Below are 22,839 nucleotides of genomic sequence, written 5' to 3'. Positions count from 1 at the left end.
CTATTTAAAGAATACAATAATCAAATCCTACATAAAAATATATCATCATTAATAAAATTCAAGCAATTAAATAAATATTCCATAGATATTCTACAAATATACCATAATATACTAAAATTCTATAGACCAATATAAATATTCTATAAATATTCTTTTAATCTTTTTAATATATTTACTTTATAGTTTATAAATATAACTATTGTTATAAAATCTAAGAACTGAACTAAAAATAAGAAAATTAAAAAAAAATAACAAGAATTTAAGTAAAAAAATAAAATTCGTAAAAATTAGCAAAATAGGAAAAAAAATAAAAAATCCTCTAATTGGTTAGCTAATCAATTGAGGACCACCCATTTTACCCTCGCTTAACAATTTACATGCATTTGCAACAGTTCCAGTCTCAATATAGCTAATATTATGACTTTTCATATATTTAGCCGGAGTGTTTAATGGGAAACCATAATCTGCATCCCATGCAATGCCTACCTTCTTATTCAAGCTTACAGATGCACCATATGGCTTAGTAAACCATAATCCTAAAACATGAGCTCCTTGATAGCTATTGACAAATGAATGACCATTCAAGTCACCTAAATCGCCAGCCCATTCTTCTATGCATCCTACATCAACTCCGCCGAAGCAAGCAAGCAAAACAGAATTGTTTCCAGTACATCCATACCTATAAGCCACATTATGTATATCCGGACCGATACCTACAATGACTGCATTATATCCCATGGATTTTAAGGTCTTAGCTAAGCTCTTAAGCATATTCAAATCAGATTTCTTACCTGCAATATTATCAGTTGTCAGATAGAAATTATATCCTCCATTATCTTTAACCTTAGCAAAGTCTGCAAGGGTAAAGAGTGAATAATTAGGCAATTTCTTATTATTTCCATAGAAGTTTAGAACCTTAGCAAAGCTAATGGAATATACCTTAAATGGAACCTTATAAATGGAATAGCTTACATACTCCTTATTCTTATAATTGTAAGAAGATCCGACAACGCTATTTGCTATCTTAACAAAGTCCTTCTTATAAACTGTATCATAAATCTCTCCAGAGGACTTATAGCTTTTTGGAACAGAAATAAGAACAATATCTCCATAATTCTTATTGTTTATATTTTTAACTGCCTTAGAAGCCAAATATGTAAGCTGAGTGACAGTGAAATTATAATTATTATATTGGACATTTGAAGGCAAGTCCTTTGTTCTGTTTACATAGTCAATCAATACCCTTGATGCACCAATGACATCGCTGAGCTTTACCTTAATCTGTTTAACGTTTATTTTAGAACTTACAGAGCTTGCTGCATAATTCTTATTTCCTGCATACTTTATTTTAAGATTGAATGTCTTTTCACCATTAAAGCTAAATGTGGCAACTCCGCTGGCATTTGTCTTTAGGGTGAAAACCTTCTTAAGTTCAGTGACATTTACAGTGACTGTAGTATTTTTCAAGGCTTTTCCCTTTCCATCCTTTAAGCTTATTAGAACTTTTCCATAGTTAGTTGAATTAATGCTAACGCTAGGTGCCTTAAGGGAGGTTGGCATCTTTTGAATAGTCATCTTTGAATTTACAGATGCACCATAGAAATTGGAAGTGGCCTTAAAATTAATCTTACAATTATAGCTTGACACTTTCTTAGTGAACTTGAATTTAGCGATTCCCTGTGAATTGGTCTTTAATGTATAAGTCTTTTTGCCTATCTTAACAGAGACTTTCTTTTTTGCAAGTGGACTGCCTTTAACGTTAGTCAGGTTAATTGTCAAATAAGGAGCAGAGCTGTTTGTCATATAATACTTTACAGATGGAGCCTTAATATAAACCTTCATTTTAGTTATTGTCAATTTGGAGCTATTTGAAGAGGCGTAATAATTCTTATCTCCACTGAATTTAGCATTCACAGAGTAAGTTCCAATCTTATTTGCAACCTTGACTTTAGCAATGCCTTTGCTGTCTGTTTTGACATTATATTTTGCCTTATTAACTTGAATTGTTACTGATTTGCTTTTTATAGGCTTTCCAGCAGAATCCAGTAATGTGACACTTACATAATTTGAAATAGTCAAATATCCGTGAATATTGCTCAATTTAATCTTTGTTGAGGACTTTTTGATAGTTATTTTAGAACTTGCATTGGATGGAGCATAGCTTTCATCCCCAGTAAAAGAAATAAAAACATCATATGATCCAACAGAAGCGCTTAGCTTAAAGATAGCCTGTCCTTTAGAATTGGTAGTCAGATTAGAAGTCTTATTTAAAGCACTGACCTTGACAGTCAAAGTCTTATTGGATAAAGCAAGTCCCGCAGAATCTGTTAGATTAATGGTTAATCCTTTAACTGAAGCATAATTATAATTTATTGGGTCTGCTTTAATGACTGTTTCAGTTTTAGGCAATTCTTCAGATAGAGCATCAGAAGATGACTCATCATCAGACAAATTATCAGCACCAACAGACTCATCAGAAGAAGAAACATTACCATCAGACAAATTATCAGCACCAACAGACTCATCAGAAGAAGAAACATTACCATCAGACAAATTATTTCCATCAAGTGATTCATCAGAACTAGAAACCTCACTAGAACCAGAAGAAACATCATCAGAACTAGAAGAATCCAATGAAGAAGAACTAATTAAATCTGAATTAGAAGAACTACCATCATCCAAATTATCATTCGTATCCACATCAATTGCAGCTACCGTTGAAACTGCTAAAAACAGAATCAGAATAACTGACAAAATCGTTATCTTTTTAATCATAATATCAAAAACTTTAAAGAAAATTAAACATCCTCATCCTTTTTATTATATAAATTATTTATTCAAAAGATTATTTATTCAATAACTCAACAGCCAAATCTAAAGCATCAGCCATCTTATCTGCATTAGGACCTGCACCTTGAGCTAAAGTTGGACGGCCTCCGCCGCCACCACCAAGTAGGGAAGCAGCTTCCTTAATAATATTATTAACTTGAACTCCACTATCAATAGCATTCTTACTTGCTGAACCTACAATCTTACCCTCATTATTACCAATGAAGACCAAATCAACCTTGTCATTGTCTGTAAAGTCAGTGGCTATCTTTTGAAGCTCTTTAATGTTTGCATCAAGGATTTCCTTAAGCACTTTCAATCCATTAACTTCAAATGCATTTTCTGCAAGTGTGCTGACCTTTAAATTAGCAATTTCCTTTTGAAGCCTTGCAATCTCATTCTTTTGAGCTTTCCATTCATTGAAGAACCTTTCACAGGTTTTAGGCAATTGATCATTGGTTACACTAAATACATCACTACTTTCCTTTATGATTGCCTTATCATTTTGAATGGAATCAATAGCTGCAAGACCTGCTGAGAAATCAATCCTTTCAACACCATCCTGAACCCTTTCAGTCTTATTGATTTTAATTGGACCTACCTCACCGGTTCTGGAAAGGTGAGTACCTGCACATGCCTGAACGTCTATGCCTGGAATCTTAACTACCCTGATTTGAGAGCCTGGCACTACACCACCTTGGTATAATATCAAACCATATTTCTTCTCTGCATCATCACGGCTTAGCCAATTGATATCCAAGTCAATGTTCATCATCACATACTCATTAGCCAATTTCTCAATCTCATCCAATTCCCCTATGGTGATACGTTTATAATGAGCCAAATCGATACGGGAACGTGCAAGACCCTTCTGTGCACCTGCCTGCCAGATGTGCTGGCCTAAAATCTTTCTAGCAGCTGCAATTACAAGGTGAGTACCTGTGTGATGCCTTGCAAGGGTTATTCTCCTATTCCAATTGATTGCCATATGGACTTCAGTTCCAATATATTTCCTTAAGTCCTCTACAAGGGAAGCCACATCCTCATCCTCTTTTGTGGCTATCCTATGCAATACAACACCATCTAACTTTTCAGCATAGACAACCTCATAGATTGTGCCTTCTATAGAAATTATACCAATGTCTGAAGGCTGACCTCCCCCTTCAGGGTAGAATATTGTCCTATCAAGAATAATGTTTAAATTGCCATCTTTTTCAACGACTTCAATGATTGTTCCATCAGATTCCTTTTGATAGATGTCCTTATAGAAGTCAAGCTCAGTCTCTGGAACATCAAGCTCAAAGGTCTCTTTTTTAGCTACCTTATCCTCTTCGTGCATATCCGCTACGATTGTAAAGAAATTATCTGGCACAAAGACCTCAAAGTCCTTATCTCCACTTGCAAGCTCTTCTACAGTTTCTGGAGGCATTCCTTGAGCGTCGTATAAATCAATCAATGTTTCAAGAGGCATGGAAGTTTTTCCTTCTTTTTTAAGACGTTTGATTGTTCTCTTAACAGTCTTTTTACCCTTTTCAATGGTTTTTGCATATCTTTCCTCTTCAAGGTTGATGATGTTCATGATATGCTCTTGGGACTCGGCGATTTCAGGATAGAATTCCCTTAAGAAGTCAAGCTGAATGGCCATAATGTCAGATAGAGACTCTTCCATCTCTAATTCCTTCATGAATCTGATAGTTCTTCTTAATACAAGCCTTGCAAGGTATCCTTCCTTAACGTTGGATGGAATGATTCCATCAGCCAGCATAAATGCCAAGCATCTTGTATGATCTGCAATGATATAGATAGCTTCCATAGGCTCTGCATTTTCCAAGTACTCTTCAAGACTGATGTTTAAGCTGTCAGCTACCTGTTGGCGAAGATCACGAATATCACCAATATCCTCAATATCCATCATTCCTGCAATCTCAGCATTTCTAGCTAAAATCTCTTCGTTAACGGATACATTAGTGATTTCCTTCAGCTTATCAACAACCGGAGCAAAACAGGCATCATATGCAGTTGGAGTTCCTTGGGAAATCCATGCAATCCTCTCAAGTCCGTATCCGGTATCCACAACCTTGATTGGAATCTCTTCCTTATCTCCGTTTTCAAGGGTCTTATATTGCATGAATACAAGGGTTGCAAGCTCTACCCCACGGCAGCATACCTCATAACATGGGCCTTCGTTTCCTCCACCTTTCCACCATGACTTGATAAAGGTAAGCTCTTCTGTATTGATTCCGATTGACTTGAAGAACTCATGGCAAAGGCGTATTGTCTCATCTTCCCAATAGATAAAGTTATCAGGCTTATTGATTACAGTATGTGAACCCATTGTAAAGCAGGTCATGTGCCTTCCGGTACGGCCTACATTATCCACATCGTTCAAGCGTATGGATGGCTGTTCAACTTCAAGAGGATTAGCTGGAGGTTCCACCAAACCGGAGGTTACCCAAGGTTGGAAGCAAAATATTGAAGCTCCAACTAAGAATACGTCATCTCTCCATCTTTTTGCAAGAATTGGATAACGACTAATAGGTTCATGGCCCTCTTTTTCTAGGAAAGTTCTAAAAGTCTCTTGGATTCCGTATAAATCATAAGGCTTGTCAGTAGCTGGATTTCCGATAAATCCATATTCGTCACATGGAGCGTCTCCGCATGTGTCTCTGTCCACTTGTGAATAGAACTCTTGACCACAAGTCTTACATATTTGTTTCTTATATCCTAAATCTTCAAATATTTTAAGCATAATAATCAGTTTTTATATTTTTTATAAATTAATCAGCGTAATTAAAGTTGATTTGTCATTAATAAATTAGCATAATTAAAAGTTGAAATAGTGAATAATTAGTTCTAAAATAATCATTTAAAAATAATTATTTTAATATAATTATTTGATAATATATTTATATTTGTTTTTTAATCTATTAAAGAGTTTTGTATAAAATGCTTTTTAAAAACTAAACTAGTAAAAACTTATTAAAAAAAAATAAAAATTAAGAATAATTAAAGGCTTAACACTAAATAAAAAAAAAAAAAAAAAATTAAGAAAAAATAAGGTCAAATATAAATTAAAAAAATAAAAATTAAGAAGAAATAAATGCCTAAATATAAATAAAAAAGTAAAAATGATTATAATAAAAAACAAAGAACTTAAGAACCATTGATGTATAAAAGAATATCTTTAATGGTTTCATTTTCTTGCTGGTATGCGGAAATAGTGGCTACTCCATCTCCAGTTTGATTGCCATAAGAAGCAAACTGGGCATGATTTCCACCTTTTATCACATATTCAGTGAAATTGCTTGGCATATATTTCTTTGCATCATCATAAGATTCCTTATTTAAGGACTTATCATTGGATCCATAAATGGAAAGCACAGAACCATTCTCTAAACTATCTGCAGGATAAGCTGCAAGGAGTATCACTCCTTTGATTTTATCAAAATGATTATGGGCATAGCGGGAAGCCATGACTCCTCCTAAGGAATGTCCTCCAATATACCAATTAGAATAATTATAGGAAGCATTATTAATTATTTCATCTGCACTGTTTGTTCCAAAGAATGCTAAATTAAAAGGCATTTCAACTAAAAAGCAATCTACACCATCTGCAGACAGATTGATTAATAAAGGCAGATATGCAGTGTATTCTATCTTTGCACCAGGATAAAATATGACAGCGCTATCATTTCCAGGACCATCTAAGAACAATCCATTGTTTATTTTACTTACTGAAACCTCTGATGTTCCATTAATAAGAGAATTAGCATCTGCACTTGCAGGAGAATAATCCATCAAATACCAAAGGCTAATTCCTGCAATAATGATTATTAAAGCCAATAAAATATAAAGGATTATTTTAAGTTTCTTATTCATATAAACACCATAAATAAAATATTTAAGAAAAATAACAAACTGATAAAGTTGATTTATCTAAATAAGACTAAAAAGGTCGCAAGTATACCTACAATCATAATTGCCAATTGGATATAGGCGTGCTTTCGGATATTGGAATCCTTGCTATTTAACATGAATCCTGGGAAAAAGAGCCCGATGAAACCGATAAATCCATAGGATCCAAATATGGCACTTAATATAAAAGTTCCCCAACCGAATAGGATAGCGATTATATAACCTATTATGATAAGCTTTTTGCTATCAAAGGAGGGGTAATCATTATTCATTTCATCATAATCAGGCATTATCAAAGGATTCCCACAATCATGACAAAATTTATAGCCATCTGGATTCTCACAGCCACAAACCGGACATTTCATTATATTTTCCCCAATACTTTTTAAGTAAAATAAATATTTTTCTCCAATAGTTATTTTCAAATTTTAACAAGTTTAAAAAGATCAAAAATCCAATTATTTTCCCAAATAGTTATTTTCAAATTTTAACAAGTTTAAAAAGATCAAAAATCCAATTATTTTCCCAAATAGTTATTTTCAAATTTTAACAAGTTTAAAAAGACTAAAAAACCAATTAACCAATTCTTCTTTCACTGATTGGACCATTTGCAGACCAATAGCATTCATAGATTCCAGGCTCATATTGGCCTCCGGAGGTAGACATTATAGACCTATAGATAGGATTTCCGTCTTCGTCATAACGTCCAGTCTCATAGTCTTCCTGCCAATCTGTATAGGTCTTGGTTTTAGCGGTTTTAGTCGTATCTGTAGAACTGAGATTTGCAGTTTTAACATCTTTTTTAACTTCAACAGACTTATTTAAACTTGATGAGCCAATAAATGTTTCTCCAGCATAATCTGCGGAAAATACATATTTTCCTTCAGTCAAATTGACATTATAATATACTTCACCTTTGTCATTAGTAAGAAGATCATAGCTAACGGCATTGCCCTTGCCATTTTCATCTTTAAAGTTTAAGCTAATGGTCTTATTTACCAAAGGCTTATTATCCTTATCCACAAGCTTGACAACGATTTCATCGCCATTTTGTAAAGTATCTGCAATATTAGAACTTATATGAGTTTCATTGCCCATGTTGACATAAATAAAAGCAGATAAAACTATTACAACAGCCAATATTACAGTTGCACAAATGATTATAAGATTTTTAGTTTCCATAGTATCCACTAGATAAAAAAATTTTCCCCTAGAAAAAATAAAAAATAGATTTAAGAATTAAAACTATTTAAATCTATTAAAATGTCTGAGTACCACTTTTAGCACTCATGATAACCTCTTGAGTGTCTAAAACATTACCATTGCTATCATAAATGGTTACTAAAGCATGATCTGGATAATACTTAAATGCATCTGCACTTGGAACGCTTACAGTACCATCTGAACCAACATTTTTTGGCACAATCTTTCCTTGATTCAAGTCAGAGCCATCACGGCTGTATAAAACGCTTATTTTAACATCCTCGCCAGCATACTTTTCTCCAACATAAACGGAACACCAAGTCTTATCGCTTAGAGAGCTTCCGGTTGTGAAGCTTCCGCTCAGTATCTTCATATCTGAAACGCTAGACTTTTTAGGAGCAGGTTCGGTGTCAGTTTGATTTTGACTATCATCTGTTTGATTAACAGAATTGTCTGGAAGACTTATGGAATTTCCAACATCACTAGAGTCATTTCCATTATTTGAACCATTTGATAGGAATATTAAGCCTCCTGCTATCAAAACAGCACAAATAATTACAGTTAAGCAAATTATAATTAGATTTTTATTGTCTCCACCTGATCCTTTGGCTTCAAAGGAGGAAGGTGAAGAATTATTTTCATTAAATATACCTGACTTGATAGGTCTTGATTCATCAGAATTAGTTTTTTTCATTGTGGCAACAGGATTTAAAGAAGTTCCACATTGCTTGCAAAACTTTGCAGAGTCTTGATTTTCCGCACCACACTCAGGACATATCATAATTTTCCTCCCTTTATTATAGAATATTATTTGTTTTGTAGAATATTTATAATTATTGAAATGATTTAAGGATTAATTGAAGCCTTATAAAAATAGTTAAATTATAAAAAATAGCAATAAATTAGTTAAATAAATAAAATAAGTTATAAAAGTAGTTAAAATAATAAAATAAGTAATAAAAAATAATTAAATAAATAAAATAAGTAATAAAACTAAGTAAATTAATAAAAATAGTCTAAAAAAAGTTAAAATAAATAAAAAAAATAAAAAAATCAGTTTGAAACTGAAAATAAGAATTAATAAATAAACTAAACTAAAAGTCTAGAAAAATAAAAAGAAAATAAAGGATAGAAAGAATCTATCCGAATAAAGCACCTAAACCAGCGGTTGCTGCTGCAGCTGCTTGTTCTTCGTCTTCTTCTTCTTCCTCTTCTTCTTCCTCTTCTTCTACTGCTGCTTCAGCTACAGGAGCTGCTGCTGCAGGAGCTGCTGCCATAGCAGTAGTTTCCATAGCTTCTTCAATATCAACATCTTCTAATGCTGCGATTAAAGCTTTTACTCTAGAATCATCTACGTTAGCGCCAGCTGCTTCTAAGATTTTAGTTACATTTTCTTCATTAATATCTTGTTCTGTGGTGTGCAAAATCATTGCCGCATATATATATTCCATGTTATCACCGTTAATTTTTATAATAAAATATTTTTTAAGTAATCCAATACATATTATTTTTTTATATTGAATCTATGGTTTAATTAAAACAATTAAAAAGTATAAATTTTAAATTTTATCTAACCGAACAAAGCACCTAAACCAAGTGCTGCAGTTTCTTCGCTTTTGTCTTCTTCTTCCTCTTCTTCTTCCTCAACTTCTTCTTCTGCTTCTTCAACGACAGGTGCTGCAGCAACTGCAACGTTTGCTAACTTATTAGCGATTTCATCGTCGATTGCATCGGAAGCTAATTCACCAGCTAATGCTAACATCTTAGCGTTTGCAAGTGCAATTAACATATCAGAAGTCTTACCAGTAGGAATAGCTGCTTCAATAGCAACATTGTAAGCTTTGGTATGTGCAGTACTAATGATTGTGGATATTGTTTCACTGGTTGGGAAAGCACTGAATACAGATAAGTTGAATGCTCTAGTAAATGCATTTTGAATATCTGCAAAGGTTTCTTCCTCGTCGATAGCCAATACGTCTGCCTTAAAGATGGAACCATCTTCGTATACAGCCTTAAGATCCATACCTACTTCCATAGGTTTGATATCCATCCTAGTTAAAGCAGCAGCGACAGCTTTAGGGACAGGTTCTCCAGCTTCTACAACTGTAGTGTCTTTTTGAACTACAATTTTTCCTTTGTCGATTTTTGCAGGTACACCTATTTGTTGTAAGTCACCGAGGAACGGACCTGGTGGGAAACCAGTATCTCCAGCAGGTACAACAATATCTTCAGGAGCAATAGCGCCTGCTTTTGCAGGAGCAGATGTTTTACTGTCTTCTAATATTTTGTACAATCTGAAAGGATTCATGTCGGTACATACAAGTGCAGGTTGACCTTCCATATAATCTGAAAGCTCAGTAATGTTAGCTTTCTCATTTACACAATCTTCTAAAGCTAATTTCATAAGGTTAATTTTTGATAATCTGATGGTAGCCTTACCGGAAAGGGTTTTTCTCATTTCCTGTAATTGTCTAGCAGGAATGTTTAATAAGTTAACAATACCTACTACTTCAGCAGAATCAATAATGCCCTTAAGTTCATTAACTTCTTCTTTTTTCCATTCAGCAACGTGAGCCATCTTAAATCACCCTCACTACTGAACCCATAGTCGCTTTAATATACATGGATTTTATTTGGTTTCTTCCTTTTTCTAAATTGCGGTCTAAAACTGCAAGAACAGCTTCAATATTTTCAGCCAACTTCTCGTCATCCATGTCTTGAGTTCCAACTAAGATTTGAATAGATGGTTGTTGTTTTACGCCAACTTTAATAGTAGCTTGTTGTCTTTCGAGTAATGGCTCGATTTTAGCGCTAGCTGGCACTGGCTTAGGCATTTTGTTACGAGGTCCTAAGATACGACCTAAGAATCTACCTACAAGTGGCATCATGTCAGCTTGAGCTATAAATGAATCAACAGAGTTTACTACTTTTTTAGCTGCCTTAATGTCTTTACCAAATTCTTGTAAATCTTCTTTGGAAATCACAACATCGACACCAGCATTTTTAGCTCCAAGAGCTAATTCCCCGTCAGCGATAACACCGATCTTGACCGGTTTTCCACGTCCGTGAGGAAGAGCTACTTCTTCGCTAAATCTGTTTTCTGGTTTTCTGACATCTAAATCCTTAATGTTAATGATAACATCAATGGATTGAGTGAAGTTTCTCGGCTTAGCTTGTTCTTTTGCCTCCTTCACCGCATCAATAATCTCTTGTGTCATATAAATCCTCCATGAACATTGTTCATGATAGTTCTTTTACGAGAAATCTTCAAATTAAATAAAATCTTTTAAGCAGTTTAGAAAAATTAAAATATTAATATAATCTTTGATATGGACAAAATAGAAATATGTTAATCATTTGTCCGCTATGATATAATAATAAAATAATTAATAAAATCTATAAAAGCATTTATAAAATCTTTAGATCTCAACAATATATCGATTATAATTCAATATTTTAGAACAAGTAAAATAATTAAATTATAATTTCATCTATATTAAGTGAATAATTATCTATTTATCATAAAAAGCCCGTTATTCTAATAATCAATGAATTAAGAGTTTAAATCAATTGAATAATCAATTATGACTTAAATTCAATTTAATTAAATTATTTAAATAATCAAGCTAATTAATCACTTAAATAAATAATTTATAAATATAATTTTTGAATTAAAATTTAAATTATAAAATTTTATTCTTGAATTAAAAATTTAAATTAATAATATAATTTTTAAATTAATAAGATACGAAAATACTTGAATAGATTATAAATCTATTCTACTAAGATATCGTCGTATTCTCCAGCGTCAACTGCTTTTTGAGCATCTCTAGGATCTTTACCGTCTACGGTAATTCCCATACTAACACAGGTACCCATGATCTCTTTGGTTGCGCTTTTGTAATCGTTTGAAAGTAAGGAATCGAATTTCATTCTTGCGATTTTTAAAGCTTGTTCTACAGATAAATCTGCTGCAACTTCAGCACCAGGTTCATGAGCGCCCTTTTCAATGCCAAGTTCATCCATAATAAGGGCAGTTGTTGGAGGAGTACCAATCTCGATTTCAAATTCTTTTGTATTACTGTCGATAGTAATTATGACAGGTACTTTCATACCTGCGAAATCAGCACTTTTTTCATTAATTTCTTCTACTACCTGCATCATATTTACCCCGAAAGGTCCAATTGCAGGTCCTAATGGTGGTCCAGGAGTGGCTGTTCCACCTTCGAGAAGAACTTCAACTGTATCTTTAGCCATTAGTCAGCCTCCTTTTTAATAATTCTAATTTGATCAGCTTTAACAGTAACAGGAATCGGAACCGCCGCTTCAATTAACTCGAGAACAACTTCTTCACGAGATTCATCTAAACGGACAACTTTTGATTTTTCTCCTTTGAAAGGACCGGAAACAAGTTCCACAATACTTCCTTTTTGTATAGATGAGATAATAGGTTGTGGCTTTAAGAATTTTTTGACTTCTTCCAAGGTTATCTGACTGGATGGATCAATGGTTCCATCTCTTTTTGCCCCTACAATACCTCTTAAATGACGAACTTTCATATCAGGGTTCTTCATATCAAGGTTTGTAGCAGATTCTACAATGATATAACCTTTTAAAGATTCAGGCACAACTATTGCCTTAATATCTACACCAGGCTTATCCGCTTTCATACCTAACAATCTAGCTACAGTTCTTTCTTGACCTGCTGATGTTTTAAGAGCAAATATGGAATTTTTATCATCTTCCATTTAATTCACCTATATAATTAAAATTTGTAATAATTAATAAGTTTTAAGTTTAATTGATTTATATAAATTAAAATTTTATTTTTCCTTTAAATTCCATTACCCCATATAGAAGCACTTTCTTCGAATCTTATTATCTCTTTAAACTATTGATATTGCAGCAAATAATTAGATTTTGTAAAATAAACAAAAAATGAATAGTTTTATAATAAGAATCAATTATTATTTTTATAAGAAAATATGAATATTTATTAAAATAATAAAATTAGATTCATATAATAGTAATAGATATGTAATTACAAGTATATAAATGTTTCAAATTTTTCTATTTATTGAAAAATAAAAATAATTATAAAAGCCGAAGATAATGGGCTTTTATCTTAAATATATTCATATAATGATTTTAATAAGAATATAAGAAAAGAATTTTAAAAAAAATAGAAGAATAATAGTATTTAATTAGAAATACTAAAATACAAGAAAAATAGTTAAAAATTATTATTTAACTAAAGAATTTTATAAAAATTCTAAAAAATTAATTTCTAAATATAATATTTTTAGGAAAATAATTAAGACCTAATTAATCTTCTAGGAAAAAATTAAGATCCGATAATCTTTTAGAAAAAAATTAAGATTTAAATTATAATCCTAATAATTGGCCGAATAGAACAATTACAAAACCAATTACACCAATAATAGCTATACCAATAGCTGTAACTTTAGAAAAATCAAAAAATTCTTCACGGTCTGGTTTTTTAGCTACTTTTAAAACTCTTTTACATTGTTTCCAAAAATCACTTAATTCTTCTTGATAATTCATTTAATATCCTCACAATAATAAAATAATTGAAAATATAAAAAATTAATTCTAATATATTTTAATTGATTAAATAATTAAAAATAAATTAATTTATAAATTAAAAAATAATTAAAAATTAAATAAAATAAATTAGGAAAATTCCTAATTTAGAATTTAATTTAAAAATCTGATTTAAAAACTAATTAAAAATCCGATTTTAATCCTAATTTAAAAATCTAATTTTATCTGATTTAATCACATCTAGAAGATTCCGTCTAGGAATTCATCTAATGGATCATTTGGAGCTGTGTCTTCACCAAGAATGTCAGCATCAGTAAAATCATCAATATCAGTAAATTCTCCATCATCACTTCCGCTTGAAGAGGAATTATATTGTGATTTTACTCCAGATACAACAATGGTTGTGCGTATCATGTTCTGCAATTCTTCATCGATTTGAGCTCCCCAAATAATATTAGCTTCAGGATCTAATCTGTCAGCAACAATCTGAACGATTTTTTCAGCTTCTTGCAAGGTCAAGTCAGAGCTTCCTGAAATGTTAATAAGAGCTCCTTTAGCATTGGAAATGTCAATGTCTAATAAAGGACTGCTTAAAGCTTCATGTACAGATTCGATTGCTCTGTCACCGGATTCAGATTCTCCCATACCTATCATAGCCATACCAGAGCCTTTCATGATGGAACTGATATCAGCAAAGTCCAGACTGATGAGTCCTGGTTTGGTAATGAGTTCGGTAATTCCTTTAACAGCTCTTCCTAAGATTTCATCGGAAGCCATAAATGCTTTGTTTAAAGGAAGGTTTGGAGCAACTTCTAATAATTTATCATTAGGAATGACAATTACAGTATCTGCATTTTCTTGGAGTTTTTCTAAACCGATTTCTGCATTTTCTCTTCTTTTTACACCTTCAGCAGAGAATGGCATGGTAGCAACAGCTACAGTTAAAGCTCCAGCTTTCTTAGCCACTTTAGCAATTACAGGAGCAGATCCAGTACCGGTTCCTCCACCGAGACCGCAGGTAACAAATACCATGTCAGCCCCTTCCAATTCTGCTCTAATGTCTTCTTCACTTTCTTCAGCAGATTCCTCACCGATGGCAGGTTCTCCACCAGCACCGAGACCGCCACAGGTTTGTCTTCCTAAAAGTAATTTTTTATCAGCTTGACTGTAGAACAAGTCTTGTGCATCGGTGTTTACAGTAATTGTTTCAGCGCCTTCAATACCTATTTCAGTCAATCTTGAAATAGTGTTATTTCCGGCTCCACCAGCACCGACTACAATAATTTTAGCTCGACTGCGACTGATAATGTCGAGTAATTCTTTATCTAATTCATCATCTGATTTTTTAGGAGAAGCAGTTTTTTCAATACTTTCCTCAGATTCTTTGATTGCATCATCTATAAATTTCACTTCTTAACCCCACTGTTATTGAATTCGTAAAATTGATTTAATTTATTATAATTATTTATAAATACTGATAAATGTTCAAATTCGTATTTAATCTATTAAGAAATATTTAAAGGACATTTATAAAATTCCAAACCATCCATATTTCCTTAAAAAAGAAATATAAATGATTTTGTAAAATATTTATAAATATTAAATTAGTTATAATAAGTATATTATTTATTAGTTATGTTTAAAGTAATATTTAAATGCAATGAATATACTTTATAGTATTCAATATTTTAAACCTTCAAGTATATAACTATTTTTATATTTAGACAGAAATAGAATGTTTTATACCAATCGAACTATCCTCATAAAAAGACCTAAGAAGATTTTAAAGAAAATGAATAAGTCAATGATAAAAAATAGGTAAAATCATCTGATAAAAATATAGAAAAGCTATAAAATAAAGTCAATGAAAATAATAAAAGAATATAAAAAATATATAGAAAAAATAAATAAAAATAATAGATCAATTATAAAAGCAAAGCCAATTAAGGTCTTGGCATTGCTATAATCTCATGAAACTTCATATCAAAGACATTTGTCATGTTTGCAGGAGTCAATACAGCAGCAGTGTCCAAACCAGAGCCTGTTCCACCAATAGCGATTATCTCTTCACCTACAGGAACCAATCCGGCATCTGCAAGCATGATAGAAATTTCAGCACATACCTTTATTCCTTGAGAGAAAGTTCTATAGACTGCAGCAATGATCTCAACTGGAGTGACTCCACCAAACTTCTTGGAAATGCTTTTGCCAACACCGCTTAAGGCATGTGAACCAATGAATGTGACTATTCCCTTCTCTTCAAGTTCAGTCTTAGTTTCAGCACTTATTTGTGCCTTATTAGGTTCCCTGAATCCAACATGATGGGAGCAATTTACTATTGTCACATCAAGATCCTTTAAAGCTTCATTTAACTTTAAGGCACTTGCACCTGTAGAAGATGCAACAGCAACATATTTGATGTTAGAACCTTCTAATCTTTCACGAACAAGTTCGATAACTGCATCAGTATTCTCAGCACCGGGATTTTCAAAATAAGTTATTGATTTTTCCATAAGAAACTCTCCTAATTTTTTAAATATAATCAAATTCTAAAATCTTATGATTATGAATTAACTTTTGAATAATTGAAAAATTAATTAATTATTATAAACAATAATAATTATATATTTACTAAATATAAATTATACTATTAATAACTAAGTTATTATTTTATTTGGAATCAAACTTTAGAAATTACTATTAATCATTAAGATTATTATTTCATTTAATCACTAAACTTTTAATTATTAATTTTTTAATTATTTATCCAACTATAAACAATCCAACTAAAACAACAGATTAACATGACAGACAATCCAAACTATAAAGAAGCAGAAACTGAGCAAGGACAAGTTTACAAATATGTTGAGATTAGAGGATATCAAGTTATCCCTATTGAAACACATTATATAAAGCCTAATGAAAGCATAGACTTTATGATTGATGACATCTCAAAATTATGCAAGTCCGGCGACTATTTAGTAATAGCCGAAACTCCAATATCAGTCTCTCAAGGAAGATTGGTTGATGAAGCAGACTATACTCCATCCCTTAAGGCAAAATTCCTAGCCACATATTGGAGCAAATACTTTTGGGGATATGTCCTTGGACCTATTCTAGGAATAAAGGAGAGAACAATTAAAAACCTTAGAAAACTTCCAGAAGAGTCTAAAAGACATAAGGAAGTTGTTCTCCAATTATATGGTTGGAAACATGCATTAAAGCCAGCTTCAGAAGCGGGAATTGACTTAAGCAATGCTCCGGGAACTTGCGTATCCCTTCTTCCCGAAAATCCAGAAAAGGTTGCAAAGGAAATCAGCGAAAGCCTTATGGAAAAAACAAATCAAGATGTCACCACATTAATTATTGACACAGATGCAACCTATAGAAGAAAGAACAAATACTTTACAGGACTTCCTATTGCAATAGATGGAATTGAAGCAGATAAGGGAGTTTTTGGATACGCGTTAGGACAATTGTCTGAAAATATGGGATCCACCCCACTTGGATGCTCAAGGGAAATCTCTGTTGAAGAGGGAATAAAAATAGCCAATATTGCTGAAGACTATCAGAAATCATTATCTACAGCAATGGAGACAATCTATAGCGCAAAGGACGTTTTAAATTCAGACACTCCTGAAGTTACTGTAGAATCCTTGGATTCAATTATTCATACACCTGCTGTTTTAGTTAGAAAAATAGAATAATGATAAATAAAGACAAAAAAATAATAAAAACAAAAATCAGAAAGTAAAAATTAAAAAAAATATAAAAAAAAATAATAAAAAAAATCAGAAAGTAAAAATTAAAAAAAAATAAAATAAATGAAGAAATAATAAAAAAGAGCCTATTCAGAAATCATTTCTTCAATATATGCAATCTGGTCCTTCAAAGCTTCAACAACTTCAGAATTGTCATCAAATTCTAATTCTGCCCCACATTCAGGACAAATAAATTCGACAGTGGAAGCGTCCTCAAAGTCAAGACGGTAGTGTCCCACAGGACAAATGAAGAACATATTGTTCGCTTCATATTCTAAATCTTCATTTAGCTTCTTAAGTTCGGCACTTGCAATATTCAATTCTAATTTTTTATATTCGCTTTCATTGAATTTCCAATCGTAAGTATACCATTGGGTTTCCTTATCCTTATCCCTCTTATAGCTTGCTAAATGCATGTCATATAAGCTGTAAAGGATTTTTCTTACGATATTTAACTTGCAACCGATTTTTTCAGATATTTCTTCATCTGTAGCATATCCGTTCTTAAGGCAATCGATTACTTCATCAAAGGTAAGATACCAGAACTTTTGATTAACAGTTCTCTTTTTAGCAGGTTTTTCTTCCTCTACTTCCTCTTCTTCTTTGGTTTCTTCAACTTCCTCTTTAATTTCTACTTCTCCAGATTTGAACTCTTCATCTGTAGCCTTTTCATCTTTAGAATCTTCATCTGGATTATCTTCCTCTTCATCCTTATTTATTTTAAGAGGTTTCCTTCCTTTAATAAAGTCATTGAAACTATCATTTAAAGCCATTAAAGTTTCTTGAGAATAAGTCTTTTTAGTTTCTTCTAAAAGAGATTCATTTTCTTCAATGAACTGATCAACAATATTATCATCTATCTTAAGTTTTTTAGCAATCTTCTTATGAGTAAGTTTTCCAGAACGATAATGCTTAATTAATTTAATGCATAGCTCATTAATCTTTATATTATAAGCACAGTTATTTACTTCAAGTAAAGCAAGAACATCCCTAACTGTCTTAATGTCTATGTCAATTGTCTTAGCGGCTTTCCTTGCAATAGCTTTATCATCACATAATCTGCTTTTAGGCCATTCCTTTAGACAATCAATAATAACCATGGCCTCTTCGAATTCAAATGTTCCCGGAAAATTCTTTTGAATAATAGGATCGCTTAGCATATATAGTCTTCCTTATATATATTTAAATTTAAATAAATTAAAAAATTAATTAAATTAATTTTAAATTCTAAAATAAGTAATTTGTAAAAATAAAAATATAAGAAATTACGTATAATCTTAATAATTTAAAAAGTAATCTAATAAGTATATTAATAGTATTTATATGTTTACTATTTTATAAACTTAATGTTTTTATAAAAATTTAAAAAAAATAAAACTTGGAAAATAAATAGAATCAAACATCTTTATAAAAAAAATTTAAAAAAAATAGAACATTGAAAAAAAATAATAGAAATCAAATTAAAAGAACTAAAAATATAAAGAAAAAAATAGAACTTTGAAAAATAAATAGAACTCAAATTAAAAGAACTAAAAATATAAGAAAAAAAGAAAAAATAATGGCCAATAGCCAAACAAATCAAATTATAAAACTGAAACCTTTAAAACTCCATTTATCTTAATAAATTCATTTAAAAGTTCACCTGGAATTGGATTTTCAGTAATAATAGTCAAAACAGGATTTCCTTCAAATTTAGTGTCTCCAGCATAAGCTTGACGAATGTCTATATCATGTTCGCTCATTGTTGTAGCTACAGCAGCCAAAATACCTTCGCTTTCTTCTCCAGCTTCTATTTCAACTACACCTAATCCTAAATTTTTTGCAATGTTTTTAAGCAATGTTCCTGCAGGGACAATGTTTGAAAAGACCTCAAATAAATCTTCATCTTGAACAATTACATTAACTGTAGATTTAATAACTCTACGATCCACATTTGCAGCTGCAGCTAAAGCAGAATCACTGATCTTAAGATTTCCGCAATAAATCTTATTGTCTTCACCGATTCTTAAACCTAGCTCAAACATCTTTTGAGCCACAGTCATTCTTGCAGGATATTTGCTAAATTTTGAATTTAAACTTTCCCACATACTACCACCTTATTCTTATAAATATTTTGTACTTTTAAGTATATAAATGTATATATTAATTTAAGAATGTACAATTTAATACAATAATCTATAAATTTATACAAAATATTAAAAAATAAAAGAAAAGTTAAAACAAAACAAGATAAGTAAAATTATAATCAAAAAAGCATCAGATCCCTTTGATTTTAAGAAATTGATTAAAAAAAGATTTCTTAAGCAGATAACCTAAAGTAGGCAGTAAAAATAAAAAAATATTAAAAATAGTGAAAATAAGTAGGCTAGCTGGGATTCGAACCCAGGACCTCACGGTTATCAGCCGTGCGCGCTGACCAGGCTGTGCCACTAGCCTATGCGTAAAAAAAATTATATCTAAAAATCAGAAAAAGTAAGTTTAATTTTCAGATATTATAGAGTTTGTAAAAGGTAGTATATAAATCTTTTGATTAATACACTACAACAAAATCTAAAGCTCGAATTAAAAATAAAAAATTATTTAATCTCTATTGAGCATCTCATTAAGAGAATCAGCCATTACATGACCTTCAATAATAATTTTTACCTTATCGATACCTTCAACTTTTAAAGCTTCAGCTTTAGCTTGAGCTGCAATACGAGTAACACTCATACAACCAGGATTGGTAGGTTTGATTACCAATTCAGCAGTTGAACCTTCAATTGCAATAGATTGTACAATACCCATATCTACAATACTTACACCCATGTGAGGGTCGTTTACTACAGAAACTGCATCTTTAACAGCAAGTGCTAATTCTTCAGACATTTTATCTCCTCAATTTTTTTTATAATAATTAAATTAACTTAAAACTTGAACTTAAGAACTTAAGATCTTTTTATTTAAATTTCAAATGAAAATTTAAAATCTTATTTCTCTTACAAAAAGTTAATAATATAACTATTGTTTTAATAATATTTATACTTATTCAAGCAAATCCAGTTTTCTAAAAAGAATAAAAGAAAATAAAAATATATTAAAACAGAATAGAATATATTAAAAGAAAAAATAAAAAATAAAACTGAGTAAAATCAGTTAAAATCAACATATAAAGTTTAAATAAAAAAATAAGACATTTAAAATAATTATTTTTTCCTATGCCTTATCTTTACACCGATTCCACTAGTAGACTCAATCATCTCTTTTCCAGTTAAGACAGCCTTTCCAACACCTACCACTTCACCGTCCCTTACAACAACAACCTCGTCCTTTGGAACGATGCTCAAATCAGCATTGGAAATTCCTGGCGCAAATACAGAATTAGTCTTTAAGTCAAAATCAATCTCAACAACATGAATGTCAAGCTCTGCAAGTCTTCTTCCACCTTCCAAATTGAGAGTATACAATCCAATATCCCTATTTAAAAGAGCCAATTGCTTTCCCTCGCTATAGATAGTCCTATGATACCTTCCCTTAGCAACAACATCATCGCTAATTATCTTATATGCTTCAGGACCAAACTGATATTTTGCAATGGATCTAAGTTCATTTAAAACCTTATCCCTATGTTTGACCTTAGAATACTTTTTAAGCTCTTCCCTTAAATGATAGATTGAATCAGGAGAGGTAGGACGTCCATCCTGACAGACATAAACACAATTGTCAAGGTATTCACGGCAAACCTCTTCATAGCCTCCATGAACATTGGCAATGACAGGCTTATCTCCTACATAATCACGTAACAACTCACCAGAGATTCTCACCTCATCAAAGCTCCAATCTCCAGAGACTGTCACATCATAAGACTGAATTGGGAAAGTGTTTTCCATTTCACGAGGACAAATACCAAATGGAGAGGTAACTATAACTTCCTGATAGCCTTTGGTAGCTCTTTTAAATTTCTGATGAGACTGTGAATTGGAATATGGCTTTTTCATACTGCAAGGAAGCGCTACAACCACTTCACCTAATGGCTCCATCATAGCCATTCTTTCTCTCCAACGAACTACTTCTGGCCTGTATAAGGACTCGTCAACTGTACAAATAACTTTCATATTTTTCCTCGTAAAATTAAATATTAAAATGATAATAAAGAATGTTAAACAAGTGTTTATTGCCTAAATCATTAATTAAATCAAAATTATAAATTAGAAATAAAATTAATAATAAAAAAGGTTTATTGTTTAAATATTAATATTTTTATATTTCTTAAATAAATAGTTAATCAAAATTTAAATCAAAATAAAACTGACCCATATTTAGAGATTAGTCAAAACCATTTAGAATATTACTCAAAACGACCAACCAACTCTTCATGAATCTCTTTTATTTTCTCAATTGATGGATGATTTTCACCTAACTTTCTTTTCCATTTATTGATGGTAAAATCAACATCAACCTCATCTGCACCATTAAAAAGATTATCTGCATGAGAAACTATCTTCTCTTCAAGAGTCTGAGGAGTGTAATCCTTTATAGGAAGTCCCAATTCCTTAGCATCCTCTTCAGTTAGCCCAGTTCCAATATGCCTTTCAACAATATTGACTATCTCTTGAGAATAGCCCAAATCAGAAACTATTTTTGCTCCAATGACTGCATGCTCAATTGAATTGGTTTTAGATCTTCCGATATCATGCAAAAGACCTCCAACTCTTACAAGCTCAATATCAACATCATCAAAATTGCTCGCTATTTGAACTGCTTTTCTTGAAACACCTTTAGAATGTTCTATAACCCATTCTGGACATCCCAAATCCTTCAATAACTTAATTTCCTCACACATAGAACCACATATTGAATTAGAATTTAAAGATTAAAAATAAGTAAAAATAGCTTAATTAAAGATAATTAAACAAATAATTATTAAAATAGCCTAATTAAAGTTAATCAAACAAATAATTATTAAAAATAGTTAAAAGATTATAAAATATTATAAAAAATAATAAAATTAAAAATAGAATGGACTTATAAGCCATTCATTTGTAATTCACGTTCTCTGTCTTCTTCATCTAACATTTCCATTAATTCATTCCAAGACTCTAAAGATTCCTTAGCGGCTTCTTCGGATAGTTTTTCTATAGCATATCCTGCATGAATTAAAACATAATCGCCAATTTCAGCATCTGGAAGAAGATCCAATTTTGCATTTTGTCTGACTCCTCCAAAATCAGCAGCACAAATGTTAGATTCTGTATCGATTTCTACAATTTTAGCTGGTGCAGCAATACACATAACATCATTCTCCTTTTTTATTTTTAACGAATTAAATAATTTTAAAAATATTTAATCCCATTAAATGATTAAATTTTAAAAAATTTATTTTAATCCAAAATCACTTTTTTAATATTTCTATTATAGTTTTTACATTATATAAATATTTTTATTTTATCTTTATCAAACAAATTTTTTACTATGCTTTATGGCAAATCATAAAAAAATTATTATAAAACTTATTAACATATTTTAACTTATATTAAGGATAAAACTTCAATCTACATTAGATTAGAAAAAATAAAGATATATGAAC

21 protein-coding genes and 1 tRNA gene are annotated in these 22,839 nt (G+C 31.2%); 1 reads left to right on the top strand and 21 read right to left on the bottom strand.

Going from position 1 to position 22,839, the window contains the following annotated elements:
- Window positions 1-327: 327 nt before the first annotated feature.
- The 14 genes from MRU_RS02505 to MRU_RS02440 all read right to left on the bottom strand — a co-directional run bounded on the left by MRU_RS02505 (window position 328) and on the right by MRU_RS02440 (window position 16,025).
- Complete coding sequence (locus MRU_RS02505) at window positions 328-2,775, bottom strand: adhesin-like protein (protein ID WP_012955295.1); 2,448 nt, start codon at window positions 2,773-2,775, stop codon at window positions 328-330.
- Between the two features lie 70 nt (window positions 2,776-2,845).
- Window positions 2,846-5,578, bottom strand: a complete 2,733-nt coding sequence (gene alaS / locus MRU_RS02500; RefSeq protein ID WP_012955294.1) for an alanine--tRNA ligase — start codon at window positions 5,576-5,578, stop codon at window positions 2,846-2,848.
- A 404-nt stretch (window positions 5,579-5,982) separates the two neighbouring features.
- Window positions 5,983-6,708: an alpha/beta fold hydrolase gene (locus MRU_RS02495; protein WP_012955293.1), complete on the bottom strand. Its 726-nt coding sequence runs from the start codon at window positions 6,706-6,708 to the stop codon at window positions 5,983-5,985.
- 53 nt (window positions 6,709-6,761) lie between these two features.
- Window positions 6,762-7,109, bottom strand: coding sequence for a zinc ribbon domain-containing protein (locus MRU_RS02490; RefSeq protein WP_012955292.1), 348 nt, complete (start codon window positions 7,107-7,109; stop codon window positions 6,762-6,764).
- Window positions 7,110-7,320: 211 nt separating this feature from the next.
- Entirely contained in the window at window positions 7,321-7,926 is a 606-nt protein-coding gene (locus MRU_RS02485; RefSeq protein ID WP_012955291.1) for a hypothetical protein, read from the bottom strand.
- A 76-nt stretch (window positions 7,927-8,002) separates the two neighbouring features.
- On the bottom strand, window positions 8,003-8,728 hold the full coding sequence (locus MRU_RS02480) for a zinc ribbon domain-containing protein (RefSeq protein ID WP_012955290.1): 726 nt from the start codon (window positions 8,726-8,728) through the stop codon (window positions 8,003-8,005).
- A gap of 358 nt (window positions 8,729-9,086) precedes the next feature.
- Window positions 9,087-9,398, bottom strand: a complete 312-nt coding sequence (rpl12p, locus tag MRU_RS02475; RefSeq protein WP_012955289.1) for a 50S ribosomal protein P1 — start codon at window positions 9,396-9,398, stop codon at window positions 9,087-9,089.
- A 119-nt stretch (window positions 9,399-9,517) separates the two neighbouring features.
- A complete protein-coding gene (locus MRU_RS02470) occupies window positions 9,518-10,525 on the bottom strand; it encodes a 50S ribosomal protein L10 (RefSeq protein ID WP_012955288.1) in 1,008 nt (335 codons plus the stop codon).
- A 1-nt stretch (window position 10,526) separates the two neighbouring features.
- The gene (locus tag MRU_RS02465; RefSeq protein WP_012955287.1) at window positions 10,527-11,165 is read right to left on the bottom strand and encodes a 50S ribosomal protein L1; all 639 of its coding nucleotides are present in this window, start codon (window positions 11,163-11,165) and stop codon (window positions 10,527-10,529) included.
- Between the two features lie 556 nt (window positions 11,166-11,721).
- Complete coding sequence (locus tag MRU_RS02460; RefSeq protein WP_012955286.1) at window positions 11,722-12,204, bottom strand: 50S ribosomal protein L11; 483 nt, start codon at window positions 12,202-12,204, stop codon at window positions 11,722-11,724.
- Window positions 12,204-12,695 carry a transcription elongation factor Spt5 gene (locus MRU_RS02455; protein WP_012955285.1) on the bottom strand — a complete coding sequence of 164 codons (492 nt, stop codon included), beginning with the start codon at window positions 12,693-12,695 and terminating at the stop codon, window positions 12,204-12,206. The genes MRU_RS02460 and MRU_RS02455 overlap by 1 nt, the downstream gene beginning before the upstream one ends.
- Before the next feature lie 637 nt (window positions 12,696-13,332).
- Window positions 13,333-13,512, bottom strand: coding sequence for a protein translocase SEC61 complex subunit gamma (locus tag MRU_RS02450; protein ID WP_012955284.1), 180 nt, complete (start codon window positions 13,510-13,512; stop codon window positions 13,333-13,335).
- Window positions 13,513-13,752: 240 nt separating this feature from the next.
- Entirely contained in the window at window positions 13,753-14,922 is a 1,170-nt protein-coding gene (gene ftsZ, locus MRU_RS02445; protein ID WP_012955283.1) for a cell division protein FtsZ, read from the bottom strand.
- A 533-nt stretch (window positions 14,923-15,455) separates the two neighbouring features.
- Complete coding sequence (locus MRU_RS02440) at window positions 15,456-16,025, bottom strand: pyruvate kinase alpha/beta domain-containing protein (protein ID WP_012955282.1); 570 nt, start codon at window positions 16,023-16,025, stop codon at window positions 15,456-15,458.
- Window positions 16,026-16,316: 291 nt separating this feature from the next.
- Between MRU_RS02440 and MRU_RS02435 the strand changes: the two genes are divergently transcribed.
- The gene (locus MRU_RS02435; protein ID WP_012955281.1) at window positions 16,317-17,219 is read left to right on the top strand and encodes a coenzyme F420-0:L-glutamate ligase; all 903 of its coding nucleotides are present in this window, start codon (window positions 16,317-16,319) and stop codon (window positions 17,217-17,219) included.
- Window positions 17,220-17,359: 140 nt separating this feature from the next.
- Here the strand turns inward: MRU_RS02435 and tfe are convergent, their stop codons facing one another.
- The 7 genes from tfe to MRU_RS02400 all read right to left on the bottom strand — a co-directional run bounded on the left by tfe (window position 17,360) and on the right by MRU_RS02400 (window position 22,544).
- Complete coding sequence (tfe, locus tag MRU_RS12035) at window positions 17,360-18,433, bottom strand: transcription factor E (protein ID WP_012955280.1); 1,074 nt, start codon at window positions 18,431-18,433, stop codon at window positions 17,360-17,362.
- 423 nt (window positions 18,434-18,856) lie between these two features.
- Entirely contained in the window at window positions 18,857-19,360 is a 504-nt protein-coding gene (locus MRU_RS02425) for a tryptophan-binding regulator TrpY (protein ID WP_012955279.1), read from the bottom strand.
- A 274-nt stretch (window positions 19,361-19,634) separates the two neighbouring features.
- Window positions 19,635-19,709: transfer RNA gene (locus MRU_RS02420), tRNA-Ile, on the bottom strand.
- A 144-nt stretch (window positions 19,710-19,853) separates the two neighbouring features.
- Entirely contained in the window at window positions 19,854-20,141 is a 288-nt protein-coding gene (locus tag MRU_RS02415; protein WP_012955278.1) for an iron-sulfur cluster assembly protein, read from the bottom strand.
- 317 nt (window positions 20,142-20,458) lie between these two features.
- The gene (locus tag MRU_RS02410) at window positions 20,459-21,367 is read right to left on the bottom strand and encodes a DUF5591 domain-containing protein (RefSeq protein ID WP_012955277.1); all 909 of its coding nucleotides are present in this window, start codon (window positions 21,365-21,367) and stop codon (window positions 20,459-20,461) included.
- A gap of 233 nt (window positions 21,368-21,600) precedes the next feature.
- Window positions 21,601-22,095: a TIGR00295 family protein gene (locus MRU_RS02405; protein WP_012955276.1), complete on the bottom strand. Its 495-nt coding sequence runs from the start codon at window positions 22,093-22,095 to the stop codon at window positions 21,601-21,603.
- Between the two features lie 182 nt (window positions 22,096-22,277).
- Complete coding sequence (locus MRU_RS02400) at window positions 22,278-22,544, bottom strand: HypC/HybG/HupF family hydrogenase formation chaperone (RefSeq protein ID WP_012955275.1); 267 nt, start codon at window positions 22,542-22,544, stop codon at window positions 22,278-22,280.
- Window positions 22,545-22,839 lie beyond the last annotated feature (295 nt).

Origin of the sequence: Methanobrevibacter ruminantium M1, from assembly GCF_000024185.1 — an archaeon.
Classification (GTDB): Archaea; Methanobacteriota; Methanobacteria; order Methanobacteriales; family Methanobacteriaceae; genus Methanobrevibacter; species Methanobrevibacter ruminantium.
Note: the sequence above shows the minus strand (reverse complement) of the source record. Positions and strands in the feature narration are given on the sequence as shown.